Below are 22,486 nucleotides of genomic sequence, written 5' to 3' on the forward strand. Positions count from 1 at the left end.
GACCGCAGGGAGCCGAGAGACTTTAGGTTGAGGGCAAGCATGCCCGAAACCGGTGGGGGTCCGGGGGAGGGGCGCGGAATGTCGATGATAAGTTGTTGAAAAATATATTGTTTTTTCCATTTCTTCGACTAGATTCCATTTTGTGCCCAACCCTCCCAACGGAGCCGACCATGGAAGCAATCACTCCGGACAGCCTTGACATCATCCTGGCGAATGAGAGGGACCGCCGTACCTTCGCGTACCTCGTCGACACCTGTGGGCTTCAACGGGTAATCAAGGCCCGCCAGGCGCTTCCTGGACGTACCCGGCCCTATGTTTCCAACATTGCCAAAAGTCTCGGTGTCACCATACCAGAAGGCGTCGTAATCACGCCACGGGAAGAGGGGCGTCGGCACCTGTCTGAAATCAAAGATTTTCTGGCCGCGCGGATAGTTGCTGCTCCCGCAACACAAGTCCGACGCAACTAACAAAAATACGTATGGACGAAGTATCATTCGGCATCAGAAAGCTTTCGTAAGTCTGTCTGCTTTCAATTCCGGGGATGCCGCCAAGACTCATTCGAATGCCGACCTTGGTGGTCAAGGGTGTGCGTAGTCAGCAGAAGAACTGGGCGTAGCACGTGGCAAACGAAAAGAGCTTTACCGACAAGACCAGCGCGGATGATAAAAGTATTGGATTTGACTACCAGTACTACTACTTCCTCGACAGAATACTCAACCTAAAACCAGGGCAATCCGTTGGCCTTGAAGTAAAAGACGACGTGCATACGGCGCTCAACGCCGATTTCAACATACTCGTCCAGCTCAAGCACACGGTTCAAAGTAACGCGAAGGGCGAGCCAATAGCGTTGACCGAACTCGATTCGGACCTCTGGAAGACGCTTTTCAACTGGTCGCAGGTAATCACAGATTCGGCGGAAGGGCGCGAAACCTTTGGTGCACAAATGCGGTTCGTGGAGAACACGAGGTTCCTTCTTGTCTCTAATAAGTCGCATTCCAAGTCGAATCAGTTTCTTCAGATACTCGACCAGTTCCATGCGGGCGAAGAAGACTTCGAACAGCTGCTTGGTCACTTGAAATTTCTAAACGGTAAGACTGCCGACGACGGTATTAGAGGCTATATCGATGCGGTGCTGAAGTTGTCGCCCGATGTCCTCAAGGCGTTTTTCGTGAATGTCCGCTTGGAGCTCGAACTCGACGACATAATTGGCCGCGTGAAGGTCTCCCTTCTCGCGAAAATTATCGATACCGACAAGCTGGAAACCGTTTTTTCTCGTCTCGATTCCAATATCAGAACCGACAACTTCATTGCCATCAAGCGTGGCGAGTCAATAGTCATCAGCTTCGATGACTTCATGAAACGGTACAAGCGTATTTTCGACGACGGACGTACAAAAAAGCTGGTCTATCCAAAGTTCACTCCGGAGTTGCCGGACGACATCTTCGCGCAGAAATTCATCAAGCGTCTCCTGGAGATTGGTGACATTACCGATTCTGACGAGGAGCTCGCCATCGATTACACCACCTACAAGCTGCGTATATCGAGATATCTGGAGCAGTGGGTTCAGGAAGGTGACCTTGTCCGCGACGAAATCGAAAACTTCCATGAAGAGGTATTCGTTCGTTGGCGAAACGAGTTCCGGGTGGCTTTTCGCGGCTGTAATAGTCCGCAGCAGATTATCGACGCGGCGATGGATTTGCTGATGACTCTAAGGCGCGACCAGTTCAGCTTGGGCGAGACCGAACTTACGACAACATTGAGTAACGGGGAGCTCTACTATCTCTCTGACGCTGGACAGATAGGCTGGCATAAAGATTGGAGCGGCAATGAGCAATAGATGGTCCGGATACAACAACGTGGGGATTTGCTCAATTGCGCTAATGAGCGTCCTTGGACACTCGAAGGGCGTGACGCTCCCGAAAGCCCTGCTTGTGATGCCGCTCGTCATGCACGATGTAACCGTTCGTTATCTAGGCAATTCTCGAGTCGCGCAGAGAGAAGCTGCAGCATTGGTCGCCCAACGGCCTGATTTGTTCGCGAACTTTTCAACCCGTTTCGACGACAGTTTGGCAGTAACGATAAACGCGATACAGCTACTCGTGGCGGCCGGGTTCGTTCAATTCGACGACGGTCTGACATTGCTTAAGCCATTGGAAATTGATGCCGCGTTTGGCAAGCGAGCACAGAAAATCGTCAAAGCGGCCGGGCACATCGCTTCGCTCCTCGCGAGCCCGGTCGAAGAACTGTATCTAAATTTCAGGGTGAAGCTTTGAATTTTGGCATTGATTCCATCACGCTTTGGTCAAAGAGCGGTGAGCAACGAAGCCTGGCATTCGAGCGCAACCGGGTAAATGTGCTCACGGGCGGTAGTCACACCGGTAAAAGCGCTTTGCTTGACATCATCGATTACTGTTTTCTGGCCAGCTCGCATAAGCTTCCTGACAGCATCATCAACGAGAACGTCGGCTGGTATGGGCTCACGTTTTACGTGAACGACAAGACCTACACCATTGCACGCAGGAGCCCGTTAGACAACGCGGTGTCGAAAGACTATTACTTCTCGAGCACCGGCGCTGTTCCGGACGCGCCACAGCCGAACACAAGAGAGGACGACATCAAGTCGATACTGGAGGCTGAGTTCCATATCGACGACAAGGTCACGGTCGCATATGGCGGGCGGGCGCTGAAGGCGGGCTCGAAGGTGTCGTTCAGATATTTCTTTTTGTTCAACACCATTTCCGAAGACATCATCACTAACAGCAAGGTGTTCTTCGACAAGCAGTCTGAAGAGCGGTATCAGGAGGCTTTGCCGCGCATATTCGATATGGCGCTCGGAATCGACGACCTCTCAAACATTGCCGCGCGCGAGAGGAAGGAGGTCCTCAGGAAGGACCTTTCGAGGCTCCAGCGCAAGGACGCGCATCTCGGCCAAGGGCGGGAAACGTTTGATGAGGAAGTACGCGATATCGCTGTTAAGGCGGCTGAATACGGGTTGATAGATAGTGACCCTGAAAAACTGTCCATCGACAGTGTACGGAGTGCGATTCGCGACGCTGCGTCACCGGAGGCAGGGCGCGCCCTGAACCGATATGTCGAAGCAAGTGCCAAGCTCTTTGTCGTTGAGCGGCGGTTGCGAAAGCTCAGGCAGTTCACGTCTGAATACCGCTCGTACAAAGACACGTTGAAGAACGCGGAGGACAGCCTTCGGCCAATCGAGCAGCTTTTGAAGCAGGCGCCGACGCTCTTGAAGTCGGAGATTTTCGATGACCTTATCAGCAGCCTTAAAACGGACCTGTCGGCAGTCAAGAAATCCATCGCTGGCAAGCAGCCGGTGGACGGGCAGATAAGCGCGATGGTCAAGTCACTCGAGGAGGAACGCGAGACGCTGCAACGCGACCTCTCCGGGCTTCCGCAGGAGCCGAAATCTTTTGCGTCAGAGCGCGAAAAGTGGATGTTCGTTGGTGAGGCGATGGGGCGATTTAATGCCTACGAGGGAGCGAGAACGCCGGCCGTTCTCCAGTCAGCTACTTCCGACGAAGCAGACCTCCAACAGCAAATGGACGATATCGAGGTACGTGACGTAGAGGAAACCCGGCAGGCCGTTGTCTCCATGATTAACGAGATTGCGCTCGCTCTGTTGAAGGAAACAGCCAATGCGCTTGCGAACTACGCCAGCTACCAGACCGACTTTGCATACAAGGAAAAGCGCTTGCGACTACGAAAGCCGCGTTCCAAGCTGATTGAGAACGTGGGCAGCAGTTCGAATCACATGTTCCTGCATCTGCTGCATTTCCTTGCGCTGCATGAAGTTGCCATCAGCCACAAGTCGATGTTCATCCCAAGCTTTCTGATTATTGACCAGCCGAGTCGACCGTACTATCCGGACGAGAAAGCGAACGACAATGTGAAGCTTACGAACAGCGACAGCGAGAAGGTCTCAATCGCTTTCAATCTGCTCAACAATTTTGTCGCTCGTATGAACAACGATTATCAGACGGAATTTCAGATGATTGTCTTCGAGCATGTCCCGCGGGATACCTTCACGGGCATGAACTACGTGCACCTCCTGCCCGAATTCCGCAATGGGGAGGCGCTCATTCCGCAGTCCTGGCAAGTGTAAAGGGCGGACCCTTGACCCACTGGACAAGCTGTTAGCTTCAGGCGATGTTGCGGCGACCCCATGCCCGCGTATACGCCGGGCCGGGCAGCAGGCTCGGCGCAAGCATCCCTTGTTGCATTTGCTGTGGCCGGCGGTCTAGGGCCATGTTGCTCACGGCGAGGCCCATTCGCTAAGAGGGAGCGTGGGTGGCGCCGGGACAGCTCACGGGAGGCGTTGCTAGAAGGCGACAAAGTCGCTTGCAGTTGACATCGAAATCAGGAATATATGGCCTGCGTTCTTGCGGACGCTACCCCGAAACGCGTGTCAGAGTGGAGGAACGATGTTCTCATTCAGCGTATTGAAGACGATTCAAAAGTTCGCGTGGTTGTTGCTGATTCCGATGGTCGCGCTCGGCATCGACGCGGATTTTCCAATTCACAATTCTCCGGATGCCAGCGTTATGACGAACATGGCTGCCGGACTGGTCTTCTCTTGCATTGTGGCGCTGCTTGCGATGATGTTGGTCGATAACGCGCTGTTTTTTATCGACCGGTATCTGCCTGACGACGCGATTTTTGGGCTTGTTGGAATCGTGCTGCTGACGTTCTGTCTCTACGGTGTTTCGTTTTTTTATCACCAGCTACCACCGTCACCCTTCAAACCTGTGTGGCATCTGGCAGCAGGTTGTTACGCGTTCGCCCTGTTCGAGCGAAACGCGCTCTTCGCTTCGTTGAGGGCGACCGCGGCTGAGCGCGCGAAGCAGTGTGTCTCGGATTGACGTGCTTTAGCCGGACTACTTTGGGACGAACGTCGGAGGTGACTATGGTCGAAAGGTCGGCTTGCTAGTTAGACGCTGAAACTCACACTTGGCGCCAAGACACGAACCGACCTCGTGCCGCGCGTCAGAGCCACGTACCAGTGATGGCGGTTTTCACACGCGTCCGGCGTAACGACGACATGGTCGAATTCAAGGCCTTTCATCAATAGCGTGCTGCCAACAGCGCGATTCCGCAGGACTCGTCCTCTCTCTCGACGTGCGTTCGCAACTTGAAATGCGGCATCGTCCAGTTGTAGCGCGGGATTCTCTGCGCATAGCTGCAACGCGGATTTGATGCAATACACCAGTTCTGGGCGCACGGTTGTTACGCCGGTCTCATTCTCAATGCACCGAATTGCGTCCAAGACATTCGCGAGCGAATCGCTCGTCACGATGCCGGTCAATGCGACCTCTGCTGGCGTAGCCGGTGTTTTGATGCGCGTCGGATTTGCCAGCAACGATTCAACGCGCTTCCTTTTGCTCGCAGCCCCTACGCCCAGATACGCTGTTCCCATGAGGTCGAGCACGGCGTTCACCCGGTCAACCCCGGTTTGCGTTCTGAGGCTCTCATAAAAATTGCGCTCGGTCCTGCCACCAATGGGTTCGACCGTAGTCGCATGGATGGCCTTTGCCAGGTCTGCGCGCCGCACTTCGTCGATGCTCGAATGAACCACCGCGAGCGTCTCTCCAGCACGAAGCTGGACCGACCAGGAGCCGGCGAGCTGCTGGGCTGCGAGCCGAGGGGCGCAAGCCTGCCATGTTAGGCATGTCGGGGCGCCCCGGAAATCGAAAATGCCGGCGCTGAAGTTTGCTCGCTGGCCGATGAGCCACGCACCGAGTGCGGGATTGCCGGCATGAATCCATCTTTGAGGCGTAGCTAGCACGCCTGCCTGTGGGAAGGCCGCCAAGGTGTGCGTGTGCCAGTTAGCGAGCATGCCTGGGCGAAAGCCAAAAATGGCCTGCAACGGGTCGCCGAACACATAGCAAGGAAGATGGAGCGCAAGCGTGCGTACAAGCCCATGATGTGCGACGGTGCAATCCTGATACTCGTCTACGAGAACGCCTTCATACGACGCGCGAAGAATGCTCTCGACGGCACCGCTTTCAATCAGCGTCGCGGCCGCTACCATCACCGTATCCCAATCCCGGTCTTTAGCCGACCACGTTGAGGCCAACCCTGACCCCTTTGGAAAAGCACGTGCCCATCGGTGCGCCCATGCCGACAGCGTCTCGACCTGAGCTTTCTCGGGGGCTATCTTGTATTTGGCCAGCCGGCGTCGAATGGCATCAACACCAGCGACTGTATGCGTGAGAATCAACCAGCGGCCCGGAGCGTTGCCGGCGACAAGGGCAATCTGCTCGGTTTTACCGGTGCCCGCTGGCGCTTCAATAGCGCCGGCGCGAGCGCGGAGCATCTGCTGGACGGTCAGTTCAAGCATCGCTGCAGAGCCAACTAATAATCTGGTCGAGCTGCCACGGCAAATGGGCAGGTGCTCCTGGGGCTACCGGGGGCGTCGCGAGATTTGAGCCGATACGGAAGCAGAGGTCGTAGTCTTTCTTAATCCACTTCGACTTATGCGCGAGTCCACCAATGTGACGGAGCCAATTCTGGTCCGATAGATACGTGGATGCATGCTGCAGCGTTTCGAGCTTCTGCTGAACAACGTTGGACAGTTCTCCCAGAGCGCGCGGCTCTCCAATTTCGCGAACAATCAACTCTAGTAGCTTTGGGCGCAAGTCCTGCGGTGTCCCCATAAAAAGCTCTTCTTCAGTGCATCGCCCGTCGCCCCACTCGAAGTGGGGAATCTTCTCGGCTTTGAGCGATGCAGTGAAGGCGGGTGGGATTGGGGCATCGCTGTCGGTAAGCAGGGCAGTCCGATATCCCAGTGACGCAAAGTGTATTGCGATGGCGGGCGCCGAGGCCCCTCCGCCATCTATGACGGTCGCACCAAACATCTGGAACTGCCTTTGTTTGCCTTCAGCGTATCCCTTGAGAAGGGCGACCTCTGTCTGCCCTTCGCAAACGAGGACGGACCTTGTAAGCAACGCTTCGCCCAAGTCGCGAATATAGCGCTTTGCCTCAAGCGGCGCCGTGGCAGTTGTGGACGACGGCTTCACTTCAACTTTGCCCGTTGCGTCACGTCGGGAAACAAAGACTTCCCCGAACCTTACCTCGCGCAGTACGCTCGTGGAATGCGTGCTCAGAAATACCTGACCGCCTGATTCAACCCGTTTTCGGAGATGGCTGACTAGCAGAGAGATTCGGTGGGGCTCGAGCCCGTACTCAATCTCATCGACGAGCAAGAACTGGCGATGTGCCGATTCAGCACTCTGGAGGGCGGCAACTGCAAGCCGCGCGGAGCCTGTTCCCATACAGCGAAAGGGTACGTTGCCATCATGAAGGGCAACTCCGCTTGCGTTCATGGAGAAGCTCGTGTGGTCAAGATTCGCGGTTAGCTTGTTACGAACCTGAACACCCAACCCTGTGATGTCCGGTGCAACTGCCTCAATGATTTCACTGAAGGTCGAGGCGCCTTTGGCAGCAAACGTGTCGCGAGCCGAGCGGAACAGCTCGTTCAGCTGCGCTGGCAGCCTTTCTGGATGTGCACCGACCCGTTGCAAGGCGGAGCCGCGGCCCCATGAAAGGTGTCTGTCCGCGTAGGCGCCGAGGCGCGCTGGCGCCATCTCCTTGCGGTCAGCGAAGCGAATTCGCTTGGACTTGTCTTCGGGCGCGCATCCAACATAGATTGACCACAAGGGCTCGAGTGTTTCATCGACCAAGAGTTCGAGCGTCAGTACGGGTCCAAATCCTTGCTTCTCCGAGGGCTCAGCGTTCCACGAACGCGTGACGGAATTCCAGCCGGATAGATACAGTCCGTATCGGTCCTCTCGCAGGTAGTCTCTCGGCAACTCGGCAATGCATGCAACGATTCTGATTGCGTTGGACGGATTCGCGTCGTAGAAGTCAAGGTCGTCAAACGTGACGTTCTGCCGTTCTGCAAGCAGCAGGTCGATAGCATCGAGAATCGTAGTTTTGCAGCTGTCGCCCGGACCAATTAAACAGTTGACGCCTTGATTCGGAAACCACGATAGCTCGCGGATTCCCCGAAAATTGTTGACCCGTAGCGCGACGATGTGCACGGCTTGCCCTCGGCGTATAGCTGGGCTCGCGCGCTCATATGCTCGAATCGCGGCAAGCTCGATGTTTTACGTTTTCTGCAGCGACTAAAGCCGTTGCGCTACAGGTTGCATGAATGCTCCCGACCCGCAACCGGCAGTCTATCTCGACGCCACCGACCTTGCCGACATCCTCGGCCTCTCCCTGCGCACAATCATCCTGCGAGCAAGACACCGCCCTTGGCTGCTACCACCCCGCGCCGAACTGCTCGACCGCGAGCCTGTTCGTTGGCGACCGAACGTGCTCATGCAATGGCGGCGGTTGAACCCTGTCCGTCGGCGCTTCTAAAGCAAATCCACCGGGTTCACGCTAAGTGCTGCTGCCAGTTTCTCAAGCGAGGCAAATTCAAGTGGTGTGGAACGCCCGCTTTGCGATTCAACGCGCGAGATGAAATTGCGGTCGAGCCCAACGCGTGCCCCCAGCTCCTTCTGGGAAATACCCTCCGCGCTACGCAGTTCGAGGACTTTGGCACCGACCGCAGCGCTTGAGACATCTTTCGTCGGCGCACGATGCTCAATCACGGCGTCTGTCGGCGTTGCCATCAGTACTCGGACATCGATTCCCAGTGCCGTAGCAAGGGCGTCCGCGCGCTCCAACGTTGGATTCCCGTAAGTCTGTTCAAGGCGACTGATGCCCGTACGGTCGGCCCCGACAAAACTCCCCAGTTTCTCCTGCGTCATGCCCATTTCTATGCGGTAGCGCTTCAGATTCCGCGCGAAGCGTTCCCTCAAGCTCATCTGCTCGTTAGTCGTTTTCATGTCGCAATTTTGGCGACAACAATTTATCTGTCTACAGCGTAAAACTGTTCGCCTTTAAAATTTGCGTCGTAAAAGTTGTCGTCACTTGAAATGTTGTCGTTTACATGTACATCGTAAACGCCTACACTTGCCGTATGTGCGGTTTGTCGAGCGGCATCGCAAAGGCGCGATGCTGTGAGCGTTCCGAAGCATTTTCGCCATTCCGAGTCTCGGACAGACGGTTTTGTCGTCTGAAATTTGAGGAGGTTCAGCTCTCAAATTTTCCACGTCGCGCTTTGCCGGTGGAAAGGCCGATGCCAAGACGTTCGACAATCGACCGTACGGTCGAAATACTTGAGGCAGGGCCGTGTTTTTTGAGCACAGCACCTGACGGCGTCCTCATTGCGCCTTCATTGTTGATGCATGTGTGATTCGAGGGAAAGTTTGGATGACTAGCGCCGATGACCGCCACTTGATGTCAGTCGCCGAGTTGGCCCTGTTGCTTTTCGTGTCAAAAACTTATGTGAGCAAGAAGCTGTTGCGGAAACACCCCTCGCGGCCAGTACCAGTGCGCCGCGGTCGTGTATCCGTGCTTCGGGCAAAAGCAGAAGCTTATCGACGCAAGCGGCAGAGAATTGCGCGCGGGGCTTTGCGCGAGCTAGCGCGTGTATCTCAGGAAGCGAGACTGTACGAGACTACAAATATTGGAAGATGAGCGACGTTTTAACACCACCGCCTGCTGTGCCACCACCAGCAGCAACTGGTGGATTCGTACTGTATTTAGACTTTGATGGCGTCTTGCATCCCGAGAATGTCTATATGCGCACCGGCCGAGGGCCCTATATTGAGTCGCCCAAAGGTCATAAATTGTTTGAGAATGTAGGATTGCTTGAGAAAACCCTGCTGCCATATCCGGACCTCCGCATTGTGCTGTCAACGTCCTGGGTGCGTGTCTACAAAAGCGTTGTGAGGGTCGCGCGCAAATTGCCGCCAGAATTGCGTAGCAGGGTGATTGGAGCGACGTATCACGAAAACATGGACGCAGAGTTGTTTAGGCAGGCGCCTCGAGGAATGCAAATATGGGCAGACGTCCTGCGACGCAAGCCAGACGACTGGCTTGCAGTCGATGACGACTATTTGCATTGGCCGACGTGGTGTCGGGACAAGTTAATACGAACACATGAGGTTCTCGGAATTAGCACGCCGATGGTGTTAGCGGAACTGCGAGGAAAATTGGCCACGATGTATGAGCGGGAGTACTGACGTGATGGCAGTTTATGCGGTAGAGAGCACTGCATTTCGGGAGAACGAGGGCATCGTAATTGGAGTGTACACAGGGCAATTTGGGTCTAACTTGCAATGGGCTCAGGTTCTATACGGACGTTGCGTTCAGCATGGAGGTGGCCCCGACATTTGGGTCGACGCATACCATGCCCTAGCTAGATACGAAAGCGCGCAGCTCGTCTCTGACGAAAATGCGGTTGCGCGTCCTGAGACGGCTACATGCGCAAAGCGCGCTCGCGTAACGAATATTACTGTCTTCGTCGAACGCGAATGTAGGCAAGTGCAAGATGCGGCCGCGCGCTTCACAATATCCATTGACACATCGGGACGAATTCGAGGTGAGGCTGTCGCTACTGGCCAGTCATTGGTAAAAATCGCACGCATGCGCGTCGAGCCATCTCACTCACCCACCGAGATTGGCCTCGCCGTCCTACTTCATCTGGCGAGCAGAGAACACCATCCTGCGGTCGCGGACCTCATGGGGCGTATGCGCCGAGGAGGCAAGCAATGATGCCGTACATGGCATCGCGTGAATTGGGTTCGAAAATGGCAATCTGAGGTGGCTGATGCTGAATGCGCGATGCGCCTGTGGCCTACGTGCTGGTATGGGACAGTTGCCGACCCCGGGAGCACTTGCGGTCAACAATACGAACTGAGAAAAATCGCGGTGAAACTCAAAGACCGAGTGGTTCGTTCAATTGCTAGGAGGTACAGCGTAGTGATTCTCCGCTCCGAGCTCGCCGCTCTTGGGAGCCCGGCGCAACTTACCCGAGTCTTGTCCAATCTGGTTAAGAACAAGCGATTGGTACGAGTCGGGCTCGGAATTTACGCCAAGACACGACTCAACAAATTCACCGGTGAAGCTGCAACTGCAGCGACGTTTGAGGAAATCGCGGCAGAAGCTTTTCGCAAGCTAGACATAGATGTCAGCCACGGCCAGCTCGCTCGGGACTATAACGCGGGCAAAACCACCCAGGTACCTATGCTTGCAACAGTGGATACAGGGCGACGTCGTATTTCGCGACGCATTTCGCTGGGTAGCAGGACTGTCACTTACGAGCGAAGCAGCAAGCGGATGCCTAAGGAGCCGCAACCGTGAAGATACTAGAAATGCCCATTTTGCCTTCTGCGTCTGGAGTAGCTCGTGGCTGATAGCGGTTGGGACATTGCGATGCGGCGCATTGACGCGGAGTTTGACCTCGCGCAGTTCGTTGCTTCCGCGCTTGTGCGCAAAATCGCAGCAAGCAATTTCCGGCTGCCGGCGTCGGACCGCGTCAAGGTTGGATACTTGCCAGATGAAGTTATCGCTCGCATCCAGCACATCGTCCTCGAATCCTATCTGGAGGCCGGCGAAGACATCGACGAAGACATCCTCCGCGAGGACCTTTGGCAGCAAGCACTAACGAGTCGGCGCGAGATGATTGCGAACGGCGAATTGATTTCAGAAGCGGAATTTCGCAGGCGCGGCAACCTGACAGCGCGAAGGCTTTCTGTGCTCCTCGCGGACGACAGCGTTTTTACGATTAAAGTAGACGGCGTGGAGTATTTCCCCGCTTTGCTGGCAGTTCCGGCAAGTCAGCGGAGGAGCATTTATGCAATTTGCCAAATCATCGCGCCCGCGCCCTCGGACGCTAGGCTCGACTTTCTCACTTCACGGCGTGAACGTCTGGGCGACCGCAGTCCCCTCGAAGTTCTGAAGAGCGTGGATGGGTTCAAAACAGTGAGTCGGATGGCCACGGCTTGGGCCACGCAGTGGTCGCGCACAGTGGTCAAAATTTTCGATGGCGAGCATGAAGTGGAACCTGCGGACATCGAATTGCTTTACACAGCTGCGGCCGACGTGGACCCAAGGAGGCCTCTATGGGAGCGCGCCTCGAATGCACTTCACTTGCACGGTTATCAGTGGCCACTCGGGCCGTATCCCGACGTCAGGATATTTTCCCTCTTCGTCGCGCGTCAGGCGGCGGGGGACTCGACGCCTATACGGGAAGCTTGCGTGCAAATTCACGTCGACGGTGAGCGGATTCTAATCCGCATTGCCGCTGCAGTTGGAACTCGGCTGCATTCAGAAACGTTGCCCCGCGATGAGCATGAAAGCTTCATCGAAATCGCCAAGCGCATCGTTGGCTACCTTTGCAAGCACCTCTAGTCGACAAACGAGGAGGGTCAACCAATGACAAATCCAGAGGAACCCACGGCAATCTCGATTGACGTAAATGAGCGCGACTTCATCCTTCTGTTGAAAGACGGTCGAGAATTTCGGATTCCATGGCGATGGTTTCCTCGATTGCTAGCAGCGACGCCCGACCAACGAAACGATGTTCGAGTCTCTGCGTCCGGCGCAGAGCTGCATTGGGACCAACTTCACGAGAACATCCGCGTCAGCGGACTAATGCGTGACTATGAACCGCTCCTTCTTGAAGAGACGTTGAGTTTACAGGTTCCCAACGACTTTCCTTGGGAAACGACGCCCGCTTCACTAGCCGGCGCTCAGCCAAAGCTCGCGGTGAGGTCGATTGGCGGTAGGTTCGTCGTCGGATTAACTGCGGCCGAAAGGTTTGAGCGGTGGGACATGTGTGAAGACTTGGCACAGCAGTTGGTGCCAAAGACCCTTAAAGACGCAGCGAAATACCCCGAGAATTCGCGCGAAGTAACGCTGCGGAGAATGAAAAGGGCTATCGAAGGAAAACAGTGGACGAGCGTCGTCGAAACGGATTGGCTATTGGAACGGCTGCGCACTCTGCTCAACTGGTAACAAACACTCGGAAACGGGACACATGTGTATCGACTCGATGACCGTGCGGCGCGAGAACTGGCTACTGCCGGCGGTGCCTACCCTACATAGCGACAACTGGCTGCGCACCTCGCTTTTGTCCATGCAACGAGATAGTCACGTTGAAGTGTCTGTCATGACCATTGAAGAAGCAGTGAAATTTCTCTTCGTCAGCCAAGCGCACATTCGCCATCTTCTTAACATTGGCGTGCTGGTCGAGGTGGAGGCGAAAAGTTCATCGGGCCAAGTCGATATCGATGCGACTTCGATTCAGGCTTACCTAGCGAAGCGGAATGCAGCCTGGCGCGCCTATCTGGATTCGCAGACCGAGGATAACGACCCGGTTGGGCTTTAGTACCCTCCGTGAGCCCACAATGCTCGTTCTGACAGAAACCGTAACCACCGCTGACTACCCGCGAATCAGCGCAAGCTTGTGGGACTTCGCAGTTCAAGGGGCGCTGTGGCGTCGAGGATATCAGCGTGAGGGAATTGTTGCACAACGCCGAACATCACGGCGTTTCTGAACCGCTGAAATCAGTAGACCACGCTGTCCAAATCGACCTCGATGACTTGTAGCTAGGCGCCGACGAGAACTGTTCACTACCGCTTTCGGCGCACCGATAGCGGGGGGGGGCATCCAGCTCCCCGGGGAAATCAACGGCGCGCGAACCGGCTGGCGGACGCCTGCCATCGAGTTGCCACCGACGTCCTGCGCGTCAAGAATGACCAGGTCGCTGGGATTGCGGATGGCGTCCTCGGCGTAGGCCATTATCCAACCGTCGTCTGCACGGACCGCATTTGGCCGACGCACGGGTACTGGAAGCGTACTGGCCCGGGACTAATCAGCCGATGCAGGCAATGCGACCGGACTCACCTCAGTTAGTGCATTAATCAGCATCTGGGCACCTGGAGAAATGGGCGCACTGCGACGGGTCACGAGTTCGTACGGCTCGCTGCGCGACGCAACACGGAGGGAGAGCTGCGTGGCCCACCCCTGGGATGTGCAGAATTCCACGACTGGCACTGGCAGCAGTGCAACGTATTGCGGGTCTTTCCGCAGGAGCGACATTGTCGTAAAAGCCGACGTTGTTTCCACAACATGCACGGGCATTCGAAGCCCGGCTTCATGGAATTCACGCTCGAGCAATCGTCGAATTGGCATATTCGTGCGATAAACAATCCAGCGGGCATCCTCAAGGTCAGCGAGGCTCACGCGCTGCACGTGAGCCAGCGGATGTCCTGCACTTGCGATTATGGCAAGCGTTTCGTGCTGAATGATGACACTCGTGTAGAGCTCCGGTGCGCGACTCACACTTGTCCGGCACAACGCCAGCTCAATGCGTCCTTCATCGAGCAGGTCAAGCAGAGATGCACTTGTGTCTTCCATAACCTCCACTGACATCTTCGGTTGTTGCGACAACAAGAGATTGATGCCATCGGTTAGCAGCGGCACCGCCCCCATGATTGTTCCTGCCGACACCCGTCCTCCAAAACCGCGCATGACGCCAAGCAAATCTTCGCGCAAATGGGCCATATCGGTCTGGAACAGGCGCGCGTAGCGGATAACGCAGTGGCCCGCGGCGTTGGGCTCGAGACCCCGGTTCGTTCGGACGAATAGCTCGACGCCGAATATGGACTCGATTTCCCGGAGCGCCTTGCTCGCGCCGGGCTGGGACATTGAAACCGCCTTCGCGGCGTTCAGCAGCGAGCCATGGTCTGCCAGTGCGGCGAGCAGGCGAAGTTGCTTCGCGTGCAGACGGCCAACGATGGAATTAAGAGACGGAATCATCAGGGTTGCCTTCCAGCTATATCACTATCCCGAAGTTTCAATATCGGGCAGCGCAAAGCATTTTTATACTGCAGCCATGAACGCAGCAGTGTACACAATCGATGCCACGCAGGGACCGGTTGGTGGCCCCGTTAAGGTATCCAGTGTCTGGCTGCGCGTGCATTGGTGCAGAAAAACCTAAGGGTAATCTCCGATGCAGCGCTCCCGCCAGTCTTTCAGTGAATGGTCGACACGTGTGCAGGACGGATTGGCGGTAGGCAGGGCGGTTTCATGGATAGTGGTTCGGAAGTTTGGACGGGCACCTGTTGGTACAGCAGTGATGCACCTTTCCCGGAGATGTTCATATGAACGAGCTTGTGAAATTGAAGCAGGCTGACTCGAATTTTCCTCGTGGCAGTGCGCCGGACTACACAATTATGTTGCATGAAGCTGCAAATCAAAGCGGCAGCGGCGTGGCTGGCCTTCCGGCTGTGGCCGCCCTTGCGAGACTCGGGCACTGGATGTCAGAGGAGGACATCGTTCCGGCTGACGTTGCCCGAGTGTCGAAATTGTCCGGGGGCGCCATCCAGGAAAACTGGCGGCTTGAGATGACGAATGGCGATACGTATGTGTTGAGGACGGATGCAGATGGCGCAATCCCGGCTAGTTGCAGCCGCAAGCAGGAATACGGCCGCTATTGTCTGGCGTCGCGCCAAGGCGCACGAGTGCCGCAACCCTACGGCTTTTGTGAAGACCTGAGCGTCATCGGAAAACCGTTTTTCATTCTGGAGTTTGTCAAGGGGACCACGGCGGGGCACGTTCTCGCCAGGAACGACGTACTTGTCCCGGATAGGCACGCGCTTGCGTTCGAACTGGGTGAAATCCTTGGCACCATCCATCGCGCGCCTTGCCCGGACGTTAGGGCTATCTTTGGGGATGCTCCACGCTTGGCAGCGTCTGAGTCAATCACCCATCTTCGTCGGCAGCTCGACAGTTTGCCTGATACCTACCCGGCGCTTGAGTTGTGTCTTCGCGAAGTCGAGCTGCGGGTCGGCGGTATGACCGAAGCGGTTTTTTCGCATGGCGATTATCGGACCGGCAACTACATGGTCGATTGCGGACGTGTTACGGCAGTTCTTGACTGGGAGTTTTCGGGCTGGGGGCACCCTTATGAAGACCTCGGATGGTTCACAGCACCATGCTGGAGATTTGGCAGGACTGAGAGGGCTGCTGGCGGAGTCGGGCCGCTTCAAAGCTTTCTGGACGGATATCGAATGGCCACCGGGCATTGTGTCGAGGCGTCCGAGCTAGTCGACTGGCAGGCACTGGCGCAGGTCAAATGGGCGGTCATTGCACTGCATCAGGAGAGGCGCCACGCTTCAGGTGCCCAGCGCAGTCTCGAGCTCGCACTCTCTGGCCGGCTGGTCTCGGGCCTGACACTGGAAGCATTGAACCTGCTGGAGATTCTCTGATGGAGGCCCCCGGCCAGATAGTCGACCTGCTCGAAATCGCGCACAGCACGCTCACGGCGGATGTTCTTCCGTTGCTCAAGGATGAGAGCCGATATCGCGGCCTCATGGTTTCCAATGCTATGTGCATCGTTGCCCGCCACGTCAACGCAGCGTTCCGTCCGACGGCGCCGCTGCCGCTGCTCGGGGACGTTGCTATTGCCGGAGGCATTCGTGCGGGACAGTTTGACGGTGGCTCGCCGATGCGCTCTGCGCTCGTCGCAAACCTGCGAAATCGCCTCGTACAGGAACTTTCAATCGACAACCCCCGCATGCTCGAAACCCTGCAAAACTCCGAAAGGACCTCGTGAAATGGATTTCTCAATTGACAACAGGACGCGAGCGTTGCGCGACCAGATTCGGACGTTCGTCAACGACGTACTGTTACCGCTCGAGTTTAGGGCTGACTCCTACGACCAGCACGAGAACATTTCCGAGAGCCTGCTCAGGGAACTACGCGCGCAGGCACGCGCGAACGGTCTGTGGGCGCTCCAGATGCCCCGCGAGCGCGGTGGTGGCGGCCTGTTCATTGCCCAGATGGCGGTCTGCTATGAAGAGATGAATCGCTCTATCTTCGGTCCGGTTGTCTTTAACTCGGCGGCACCCGACGACGGCAACATGATTCTTCTGAACAAGGTGGCAACGCCTGCGCAGAAGGACCAATGGTTGCAGCCAATCATCGAGGGGAAAGTCCGTTCCGCGTTTGCTATGACCGAGCCGGCGCCGGGTGCGGGCTCAGACCCGTCGATGATGCTGACGAGCGCAGAGCGCGCGGGCGACCGGTGGATTATCAGCGGTCGCAAGTGGTTCATTACCGGCGCGGAGGTCGCGGCTCACTTCATCCTCATCGCGCGCACATCGGCCGACTCGAGAAGGGGGCTCTCCGCCTTCCTCTTTCACGCCGACAGTCCTGGCTGGCGCATTGTCCGCCGCATCCAGATTATGGGCCCGGAGGAGCACGGGGGACATTGCGAAATTGAGTTCGATGGTCTGGAAATCCCCGATGAGCATCGCCTCATGGAAGTTGGCGATGGCCTCAAGGCAACGCAGATACGCCTTGGCACAGCCCGCCTGACCCACTGCATGAGGTGGAATGGGATGGCCCGCCGTGCACTCGAGCTCGCCGTTGCCCATGTGAACACTCGCAAGGCGGGCGGCAACCTGCTCTCGGCGCGTGAAGGCGTGCAATGGCTGCTGGGGGAAGCAGCCATGAAGCTCGACATCGCTCGCTTGCTGACGATGCGCGCAGCGTGCTGCATGGACACCGGCGACTTCGCACGCCCGGAAATATCGATGGCAAAAATCGCGGCATCGGAGACATTGCACCACGTCGTCGATACAGCCATTCAGTTGCACGGCGCCAAAGGCTATTCCAGGGACACGCTACTCGAATGGATGTACCGGTACGCACGGCAGGCACGCCTCGTTGACGGTGCCTCGGAAGTCCACAAGATGGTCGTTGCGCGCTCGCTCCTTGAAACCGGGAGCGATATCTGGAACTGGAAGTCGCAACCGGCCGAACCTACCACCACGAAGGAGTGACCGTGACTCTGCGAACAGTGACGCTTGACGACAAGTACGCCCTCGACAGCGGGCGCATGTTCCTGACCGGAGTACAGGCCCTTGTGCGTTTGCCGTTGATGCAGCAGCGACGGGATAAGGCAGATGGGCTGAGCACCGCCGGCTACATCTCCGGCTACCGGGGCTCGCCGCTGGGCACATACGATGCCGAACTCGGGAAGGCCAGGAAGTTTCTGGGCAAGGCCAATGTTGTCGTCGTGCCGGGGATAAACGAAGACCTTGCGGCGTCAGCGGTCTGGGGCACGCAGCAGGCCGAGGTGGGCGGGGAGGGCAAGTATGATGGCGTCTTCTCCATCTGGTACGGAAAGGGCCCAGGCGTTGACCGCAGTGGCGACGCTTTCCGTCACGCAAATCTCGCTGGCAGTTCCAGGAACGGCGGCGTGCTGCTGTTGATGGGCGACGACCACACGTGCGAGTCGTCGACGACCTGCCATCAGTCGGAATTTGCGTTAGTCGACGCGTCAATCCCTATCTTGAGCCCGAGTGGCGTACAGGAAATTCTCGACTATGGCCTGTTTGGCTGGGCTATGTCGCGATACTCGGGGTGTTGGGTCGGCATCAAGTGCGTGAAAGACGTTGCTGACGCCTCTGCTGCAATCGATGTCGACCTGGAACGCGTCACGCCGCAGATTCCGACGGCGTTCGAAATGCCGCCGGATGGCCTCAACCTCAGACAACCGGACACACCCCAGCAGCAGGAATTCCGGCTTCACAATCATAAACTTGATGCTGTTCGGGCGTTCGTTCGCGCGAACGGACTTGACCGGGTTGCACTTGGCACGCCTCACGCGCGAATCGGTATCGTGACGCACGGCAAGAATTACCTGGACCTCCTGCAGGCTATTGACGACCTGAACGTCACGGAGGGCGACCTGGAGTCAATGGGCGTTGCCATCTACAAGGTGGCCTGCACCTGGCCACTCGAGCCTCAGGGTATTCGGGACTTCGCATCCGGGCTTGACCTTCTCATGGTCGTTGAAGAAAAGCGCAGTCTGCTTGAATTCCAGGTTAAAGACATCCTGTATCGGCAGCCTCACGCCCCGGTCGTTATCGGAAAGCACGACGAGCAGGGCAAGAAGCTCTTTCCGGTCGAAATGGCGCTCAGTTCGATTCAGATTGCAATCGCTCTGGGTCAACGCCTCGCGCAGCATACGGGCGACGCAGGCATTGCAGAGCGGGTCGCTTTCCTGACTGAACTGAGCCAGGTGGAACTCACGCCTGAAGCCATGCTACGCAGCTTTTACTTCTGCAGTGGCTGCCCGCATAACTCGTCGACGGTTATTCCTGAAGGAAGTAAGGCCTACGCCGGCATCGGCTGTGGCTGGATGGCACAGACGATGGAGCGCAACACGCAGGGCTTCACGCAGATGGGCGCCGAGGGGATGGCGTGGGTTGGCGAGGCACCGTTCTCAAAGCGTGGTCACATGTTCCAGAACATGGGCGATGGCACCTATTTCCATTCAGGCCTGCTCGCGGTCCGTGCAGCGCTTGCTGCCAGGACCAACATCACGTTCAAGATTCTGTACAACGACGCGGTGGCAATGACCGGTGGTCAACGGCACGACGGACAGCTCAGCCCGATGGCCGTCACGCGGCAGGTGCGCGCTGAAGGCGTGAGCCGCATCGCGGTCGTGACGGACGAGCCGTCAAAATATCCAGCGGATGCCGGCTGGGCACAGGGCGTGACCATCCACCACCGTTCCGAACTGCAAAAGGTTCAGGAGGAGCTACGCGACATTCCAGGTGTGACAGTGCTGGTGTATGACCAGACCTGCGCGGCCGAGAAACGTCGTCGCCGCAAGCGCAATCAGTTCCCCGACCCTGCAAAGCGCCTTGTCATTAACGACCTCGTCTGCGAAGGCTGCGGCGATTGCGGCGTGAAGTCCAACTGCGTTTCGCTGGTTCCCCTTGAGACGGAGCACGGGCGCAAACGGGTCATCGACCAGTCCTCGTGCAACAAGGACTACTCATGCAACAACGGCTTTTGCCCAAGCTTCGTGACAGTGCATGGCGGCAGCCTCAGAAAGGGCGGCGCCATCAAACCGAACATCGAACTGTTCCCGGCACTGGTTGAACCTGAACTGCCCTCTGTCGAAGACGGCGTCTACTCCATCATCGTGACGGGCGTTGGTGGTACCGGGGTTGTGACCATTGGCGCAATTCTTGGCATGGCTGCTCATCTGGAAGGCAAGGGGTGCGGAATTCTTGACATGGCTGGCCTTGCCCAGAAGGGTGGCTCGGTATGGTCGCACCTGCGCTTTGGAAAGAGCCCACACGCTATCAAGGCTATCCGCATCGCCGCGGGTGGTGCTGATGTCGTTCTGGGCTGCGATATGGTCGTGGCAGCGAGCCGCAAGACGCTCGCCGCGACGCGAAAGGGTGCAACACGCATGCTCGTGAACACGCACGAGGTCATGACAGGCGAATTTACGCGCCATCCCGACCTCAGGTTCCCTGCGCCGGAAATGCGAAAGGCCATTACCGATGCCGTCGGGGGCGACCGTGCGGAGTTTGTTGAGGCGACAAAATACGCCCTCAACCTGTTCGAGGACACGATTGCGGGCAATATGTTCATGCTCGGCTACGCCTACCAGCGTGGTCTCATCCCGATTGGCTCCGAGGCCATCAACGCCGCCATTGAGCTCAATGGCGCGGGTGTCAGGATGAACCAGGAAGCTTTTCTGTGGGGCCGCCGGGCTGCACTATCGCCCACTGCAGCCGAGCGCGCACTTGTCGCGGCGAAGCCGGTGAGCGAGTCCCTCCGGATTTCGTCGACACTCGACGAATTCATCGAGCGCAAAGTCAGGTTCCTGAGCGACTATCAGAATGCTGCTTATGGCCAGCGTCTCCGCGAGCTCGTCGGCAAGGTTCGCGACTGGGAGCGCACTGTTATGCCGCGCGAGGAGAGCGTCACGCGCGCCGTCGCAAGCGGCTATTTCAAGGTGCTCGCGTACAAGGACGAGTATGAAGTCGCACGGCTTCATTCTTCACCGGAGTTCGTCGAGAGTATCCGGCAGCAGTTTGAGGGAGACTTCCGTATCGCATTTAATCTTGCGCCGCCGCTCGTTGCGGGCAAAGACGTACTGAGCGGCGAGCCGCGCAAGAAGGAGTATAAGGCCTGGATTCTGCCCGCGTTCCGGATGCTCGCGAAGATGAAGGTGCTCCGGGGAACCGCCCTCGACGTGTTCGGGTACACGACTGAGCGTCGAATGGAACGCGCCCTGATACCTCGCTATGAGCACACTGTTGCCGAGATTCTGCGGTATGGCACCGCGCGCAATTATAAGACCGCACTCCGTGCAGCAAACATGGTGGAGAAGATACGTGGGTACGGACACGTCAAGGAGCGCAATTTCAAGTCCGTAGACGCGGAATGGGCGAACGCAGTCGCCCAACTGGCGAAGCCATCGGTGATTGAGCTCAAGCAGGTCGCCTGAATAACGCAAGGACCGGAGAACATGCATGGCGTTCGACTTTAACCTGGCAGGCACGACGGTGCTGGTAACAGGCGCATTCAGTGGACTGGGTCTTCACTTCTCAAAGACGTTGGCGGCACAGGGCTGTCGAGTGGCAATGTGCGGCCGGCGGCTCCTCAGCGGTCAGACGCTGGCCCAATCGCTCTGCGATGAAGGCCAAACGGCACAGGCATTTGCGCTTGATGTAACCGACGCGATTTCTATTGCGCGATGCCTCCAGGAAGTCACCTCGACGCTCGGGCGGCCGTCCGTGCTTGTGAACAATGCTGGGGTGGCTCACCACTCGCCCGCGCTTGCCACCAGTGACGATTCATGGAACCAGACGATTGAGGTAAATCTTAACGGTGTATGGAAAATGACCCGCGCCTTCGCCGATAGCCTCAGGGAAGTCGATGCGCCGGGACGCGTGGTCAATATCGCTTCGATTCTAGGCCTGCGTGTTGCCCAGCAGGTAACCGCGTACGCTGTCTGCAAAGCTGGCGTGATTCAGATGACCAAGGCGCTAGCACTCGAACTTGCGCGACACCGGATTCGTGTCAATGCCATCGCGCCGGGGTACTTCGAAACTGACCTGAATCGGGATTTTTTTTGAGAGCGAGGCAGGAGAGCGACTGGTCATGCGCATCCCGATGCGCAGGTTGGGCAAGCCGGCCGAGCTCGACGGACCAATCCTTCTTCTGGCGTCTGGCGCGTCCTCATTTATGACCGGCTCTGTCGTGACAGTTGACGGCGGTCATCTTATCAGTTCGCTCTGACCTGAAGCCTCGGTGTCGCGCGTGGCTTTGGCGTCGGCGGGCCCGGCGGCAAGTTGCACCGTGGCTGCTTGCATGCTGCGCCGCATCTCGAAAAGGTCGAAGATGTCCTGACGGTGCAGCTCCCGGATGAAGAATCACCGGTTGGGTCCAAAAGTCAGAAGGTTTCGGCGATAAGTCGGTTGAGCGCCTCTCGACGAGGAGGCCGGCTCACCTCGAACTTTTCCTTGAGTTCGAGTTTGTTCACTCGCTCGCCTGGCCGATTCGCATGGAGGACAGCCATCTCCTTCAGATGCTCGTGAAGTTCCTTTACGGTTGGTCTGGCGCGCTTTGGAGCGCTGGTCTCGCGCACGTGCGGTTCGCTTTCCCGAATGAGAGACGCGTAGCCTGCCATTGTCTGCTCCGTTGCTGGCGCCCATTACTGCGCGAGGGGATAACTGAGGGCTGGCACGTTCGCTGGGCGTTTTGTCAGGCGATTGCGTTTTGCAGTCGGCGCACACCTGGCAGGGGCAT

23 protein-coding genes are annotated in these 22,486 nt (G+C 57.1%); 17 read left to right on the top strand and 6 right to left on the bottom strand.

The annotated features are described in order from the left end of the window. Positions 1 to 170 precede the first annotated feature (170 nt). The 5 genes from PDMSB3_RS04690 (at position 171) to PDMSB3_RS04710 (ending at position 4,877) form a co-directional block, all read left to right on the top strand. Positions 171 to 467: a hypothetical protein gene (locus PDMSB3_RS04690; RefSeq protein ID WP_165185101.1), complete on the top strand. Its 297-nt coding sequence runs from the start codon at positions 171 to 173 to the stop codon at positions 465 to 467. 152 nt (positions 468 to 619) lie between these two features. Continuing rightward, positions 620 to 1,837: an ABC-three component system protein gene (locus PDMSB3_RS04695; RefSeq protein ID WP_165185104.1), complete on the top strand. Its 1,218-nt coding sequence runs from the start codon at positions 620 to 622 to the stop codon at positions 1,835 to 1,837. Next, positions 1,827 to 2,273 (top strand): three component ABC system middle component, encoded by a 447-nt coding sequence (locus tag PDMSB3_RS04700; RefSeq protein ID WP_165185107.1) that lies wholly within the window; start codon positions 1,827 to 1,829, stop codon positions 2,271 to 2,273. Before PDMSB3_RS04695 ends, PDMSB3_RS04700 begins: the two co-directional genes overlap by 11 nt. Continuing rightward, positions 2,270 to 4,120, top strand: a complete 1,851-nt coding sequence (locus PDMSB3_RS04705) for a DUF3732 domain-containing protein (protein WP_165185110.1) — start codon at positions 2,270 to 2,272, stop codon at positions 4,118 to 4,120. Before PDMSB3_RS04700 ends, PDMSB3_RS04705 begins: the two co-directional genes overlap by 4 nt. 367 nt (positions 4,121 to 4,487) lie before the next feature. Beyond that, complete coding sequence (locus PDMSB3_RS04710) at positions 4,488 to 4,877, top strand: hypothetical protein (RefSeq protein ID WP_232064109.1); 390 nt, start codon at positions 4,488 to 4,490, stop codon at positions 4,875 to 4,877. 68 nt (positions 4,878 to 4,945) lie between these two features. On the opposite strand, the gene PDMSB3_RS04715 is transcribed toward PDMSB3_RS04710, so the two are convergent. Both PDMSB3_RS04715 and PDMSB3_RS04720 read right to left on the bottom strand, forming a co-directional pair. After that, positions 4,946 to 6,355: a UvrD-helicase domain-containing protein gene (locus tag PDMSB3_RS04715; RefSeq protein ID WP_165185116.1), complete on the bottom strand. Its 1,410-nt coding sequence runs from the start codon at positions 6,353 to 6,355 to the stop codon at positions 4,946 to 4,948. Then, positions 6,348 to 8,057 (bottom strand): ATP-dependent nuclease, encoded by a 1,710-nt coding sequence (locus PDMSB3_RS04720; protein ID WP_165185119.1) that lies wholly within the window; start codon positions 8,055 to 8,057, stop codon positions 6,348 to 6,350. Before PDMSB3_RS04720 ends, PDMSB3_RS04715 begins: the two co-directional genes overlap by 8 nt. Positions 8,058 to 8,166: 109 nt before the next feature. On the opposite strand from PDMSB3_RS04720, the gene PDMSB3_RS04725 reads away from it, so the two are divergent. Continuing rightward, on the top strand, positions 8,167 to 8,382 hold the full coding sequence (locus PDMSB3_RS04725; protein ID WP_165185122.1) for a hypothetical protein: 216 nt from the start codon (positions 8,167 to 8,169) through the stop codon (positions 8,380 to 8,382). On the opposite strand, the gene PDMSB3_RS04730 is transcribed toward PDMSB3_RS04725, so the two are convergent. Continuing rightward, on the bottom strand, positions 8,379 to 8,852 hold the full coding sequence (locus PDMSB3_RS04730) for a helix-turn-helix domain-containing protein (protein ID WP_165185125.1): 474 nt from the start codon (positions 8,850 to 8,852) through the stop codon (positions 8,379 to 8,381). The genes PDMSB3_RS04725 and PDMSB3_RS04730 overlap by 4 nt on opposite strands. A gap of 690 nt (positions 8,853 to 9,542) precedes the next feature. Between PDMSB3_RS04730 and PDMSB3_RS04735 the strand changes: the two genes are divergently transcribed. The 5 genes from PDMSB3_RS04735 to PDMSB3_RS37760 all read left to right on the top strand — a co-directional run bounded on the left by PDMSB3_RS04735 (position 9,543) and on the right by PDMSB3_RS37760 (position 13,243). Continuing rightward, complete coding sequence (locus PDMSB3_RS04735; protein ID WP_165185128.1) at positions 9,543 to 10,094, top strand: HAD domain-containing protein; 552 nt, start codon at positions 9,543 to 9,545, stop codon at positions 10,092 to 10,094. A 601-nt stretch (positions 10,095 to 10,695) separates the two neighbouring features. Then, complete coding sequence (locus PDMSB3_RS37750; protein ID WP_232064248.1) at positions 10,696 to 11,214, top strand: DUF6088 family protein; 519 nt, start codon at positions 10,696 to 10,698, stop codon at positions 11,212 to 11,214. A gap of 45 nt (positions 11,215 to 11,259) precedes the next feature. Then, positions 11,260 to 12,264, top strand: coding sequence for a hypothetical protein (locus tag PDMSB3_RS04740; protein ID WP_165185131.1), 1,005 nt, complete (start codon positions 11,260 to 11,262; stop codon positions 12,262 to 12,264). Positions 12,265 to 12,288: 24 nt separating this feature from the next. Next, positions 12,289 to 12,870 carry a DUF2442 domain-containing protein gene (locus PDMSB3_RS37755; protein WP_232064110.1) on the top strand — a complete coding sequence of 194 codons (582 nt, stop codon included), beginning with the start codon at positions 12,289 to 12,291 and terminating at the stop codon, positions 12,868 to 12,870. 22 nt (positions 12,871 to 12,892) lie between these two features. Next, complete coding sequence (locus PDMSB3_RS37760) at positions 12,893 to 13,243, top strand: hypothetical protein (RefSeq protein WP_232064111.1); 351 nt, start codon at positions 12,893 to 12,895, stop codon at positions 13,241 to 13,243. 120 nt (positions 13,244 to 13,363) lie between these two features. Here PDMSB3_RS37760 and PDMSB3_RS38395 read toward each other — a convergent pair whose 3' ends face one another. Both PDMSB3_RS38395 and PDMSB3_RS04760 read right to left on the bottom strand, forming a co-directional pair. Continuing rightward, positions 13,364 to 13,699, bottom strand: coding sequence for a carotenoid oxygenase family protein (locus PDMSB3_RS38395; protein WP_165185133.1), 336 nt, complete (start codon positions 13,697 to 13,699; stop codon positions 13,364 to 13,366). Between the two features lie 27 nt (positions 13,700 to 13,726). Then, positions 13,727 to 14,677 (bottom strand): LysR family transcriptional regulator, encoded by a 951-nt coding sequence (locus tag PDMSB3_RS04760; protein ID WP_165185136.1) that lies wholly within the window; start codon positions 14,675 to 14,677, stop codon positions 13,727 to 13,729. Between the two features lie 344 nt (positions 14,678 to 15,021). On the opposite strand from PDMSB3_RS04760, the gene PDMSB3_RS04765 reads away from it, so the two are divergent. The 6 genes from PDMSB3_RS04765 to PDMSB3_RS38275 are packed head-to-tail and all read left to right on the top strand — an operon-like array spanning position 15,022 to position 21,976. Continuing rightward, a complete protein-coding gene (locus PDMSB3_RS04765; RefSeq protein ID WP_165185139.1) occupies positions 15,022 to 16,128 on the top strand; it encodes a phosphotransferase family protein in 1,107 nt (368 codons plus the stop codon). Continuing rightward, entirely contained in the window at positions 16,128 to 16,475 is a 348-nt protein-coding gene (locus tag PDMSB3_RS04770) for a DUF6285 domain-containing protein (protein ID WP_165185141.1), read from the top strand. Before PDMSB3_RS04765 ends, PDMSB3_RS04770 begins: the two co-directional genes overlap by 1 nt. A gap of 1 nt (position 16,476) precedes the next feature. Continuing rightward, the gene (locus tag PDMSB3_RS04775; protein WP_165185143.1) at positions 16,477 to 17,706 is read left to right on the top strand and encodes an acyl-CoA dehydrogenase family protein; all 1,230 of its coding nucleotides are present in this window, start codon (positions 16,477 to 16,479) and stop codon (positions 17,704 to 17,706) included. A gap of 2 nt (positions 17,707 to 17,708) precedes the next feature. Then, complete coding sequence (locus PDMSB3_RS04780) at positions 17,709 to 21,182, top strand: indolepyruvate ferredoxin oxidoreductase family protein (RefSeq protein ID WP_165185146.1); 3,474 nt, start codon at positions 17,709 to 17,711, stop codon at positions 21,180 to 21,182. A 25-nt stretch (positions 21,183 to 21,207) separates the two neighbouring features. Further along, a complete protein-coding gene (locus PDMSB3_RS04785) occupies positions 21,208 to 21,813 on the top strand; it encodes an SDR family NAD(P)-dependent oxidoreductase (RefSeq protein ID WP_310698808.1) in 606 nt (201 codons plus the stop codon). Positions 21,814 to 21,850: 37 nt separating this feature from the next. Beyond that, positions 21,851 to 21,976: an SDR family oxidoreductase gene (locus PDMSB3_RS38275; RefSeq protein ID WP_327197025.1), complete on the top strand. Its 126-nt coding sequence runs from the start codon at positions 21,851 to 21,853 to the stop codon at positions 21,974 to 21,976. A 154-nt stretch (positions 21,977 to 22,130) separates the two neighbouring features. On the opposite strand, the gene PDMSB3_RS37765 is transcribed toward PDMSB3_RS38275, so the two are convergent. After that, entirely contained in the window at positions 22,131 to 22,367 is a 237-nt protein-coding gene (locus tag PDMSB3_RS37765; protein ID WP_232064112.1) for a GntR family transcriptional regulator, read from the bottom strand. Between the last annotated feature and the right edge of the window lie 119 nt (positions 22,368 to 22,486).

Origin of the sequence: Paraburkholderia dioscoreae, from assembly GCF_902459535.1 — a bacterium.
In the GTDB taxonomy this organism is placed as follows: Bacteria; Pseudomonadota; Gammaproteobacteria; order Burkholderiales; family Burkholderiaceae; genus Paraburkholderia; species Paraburkholderia dioscoreae.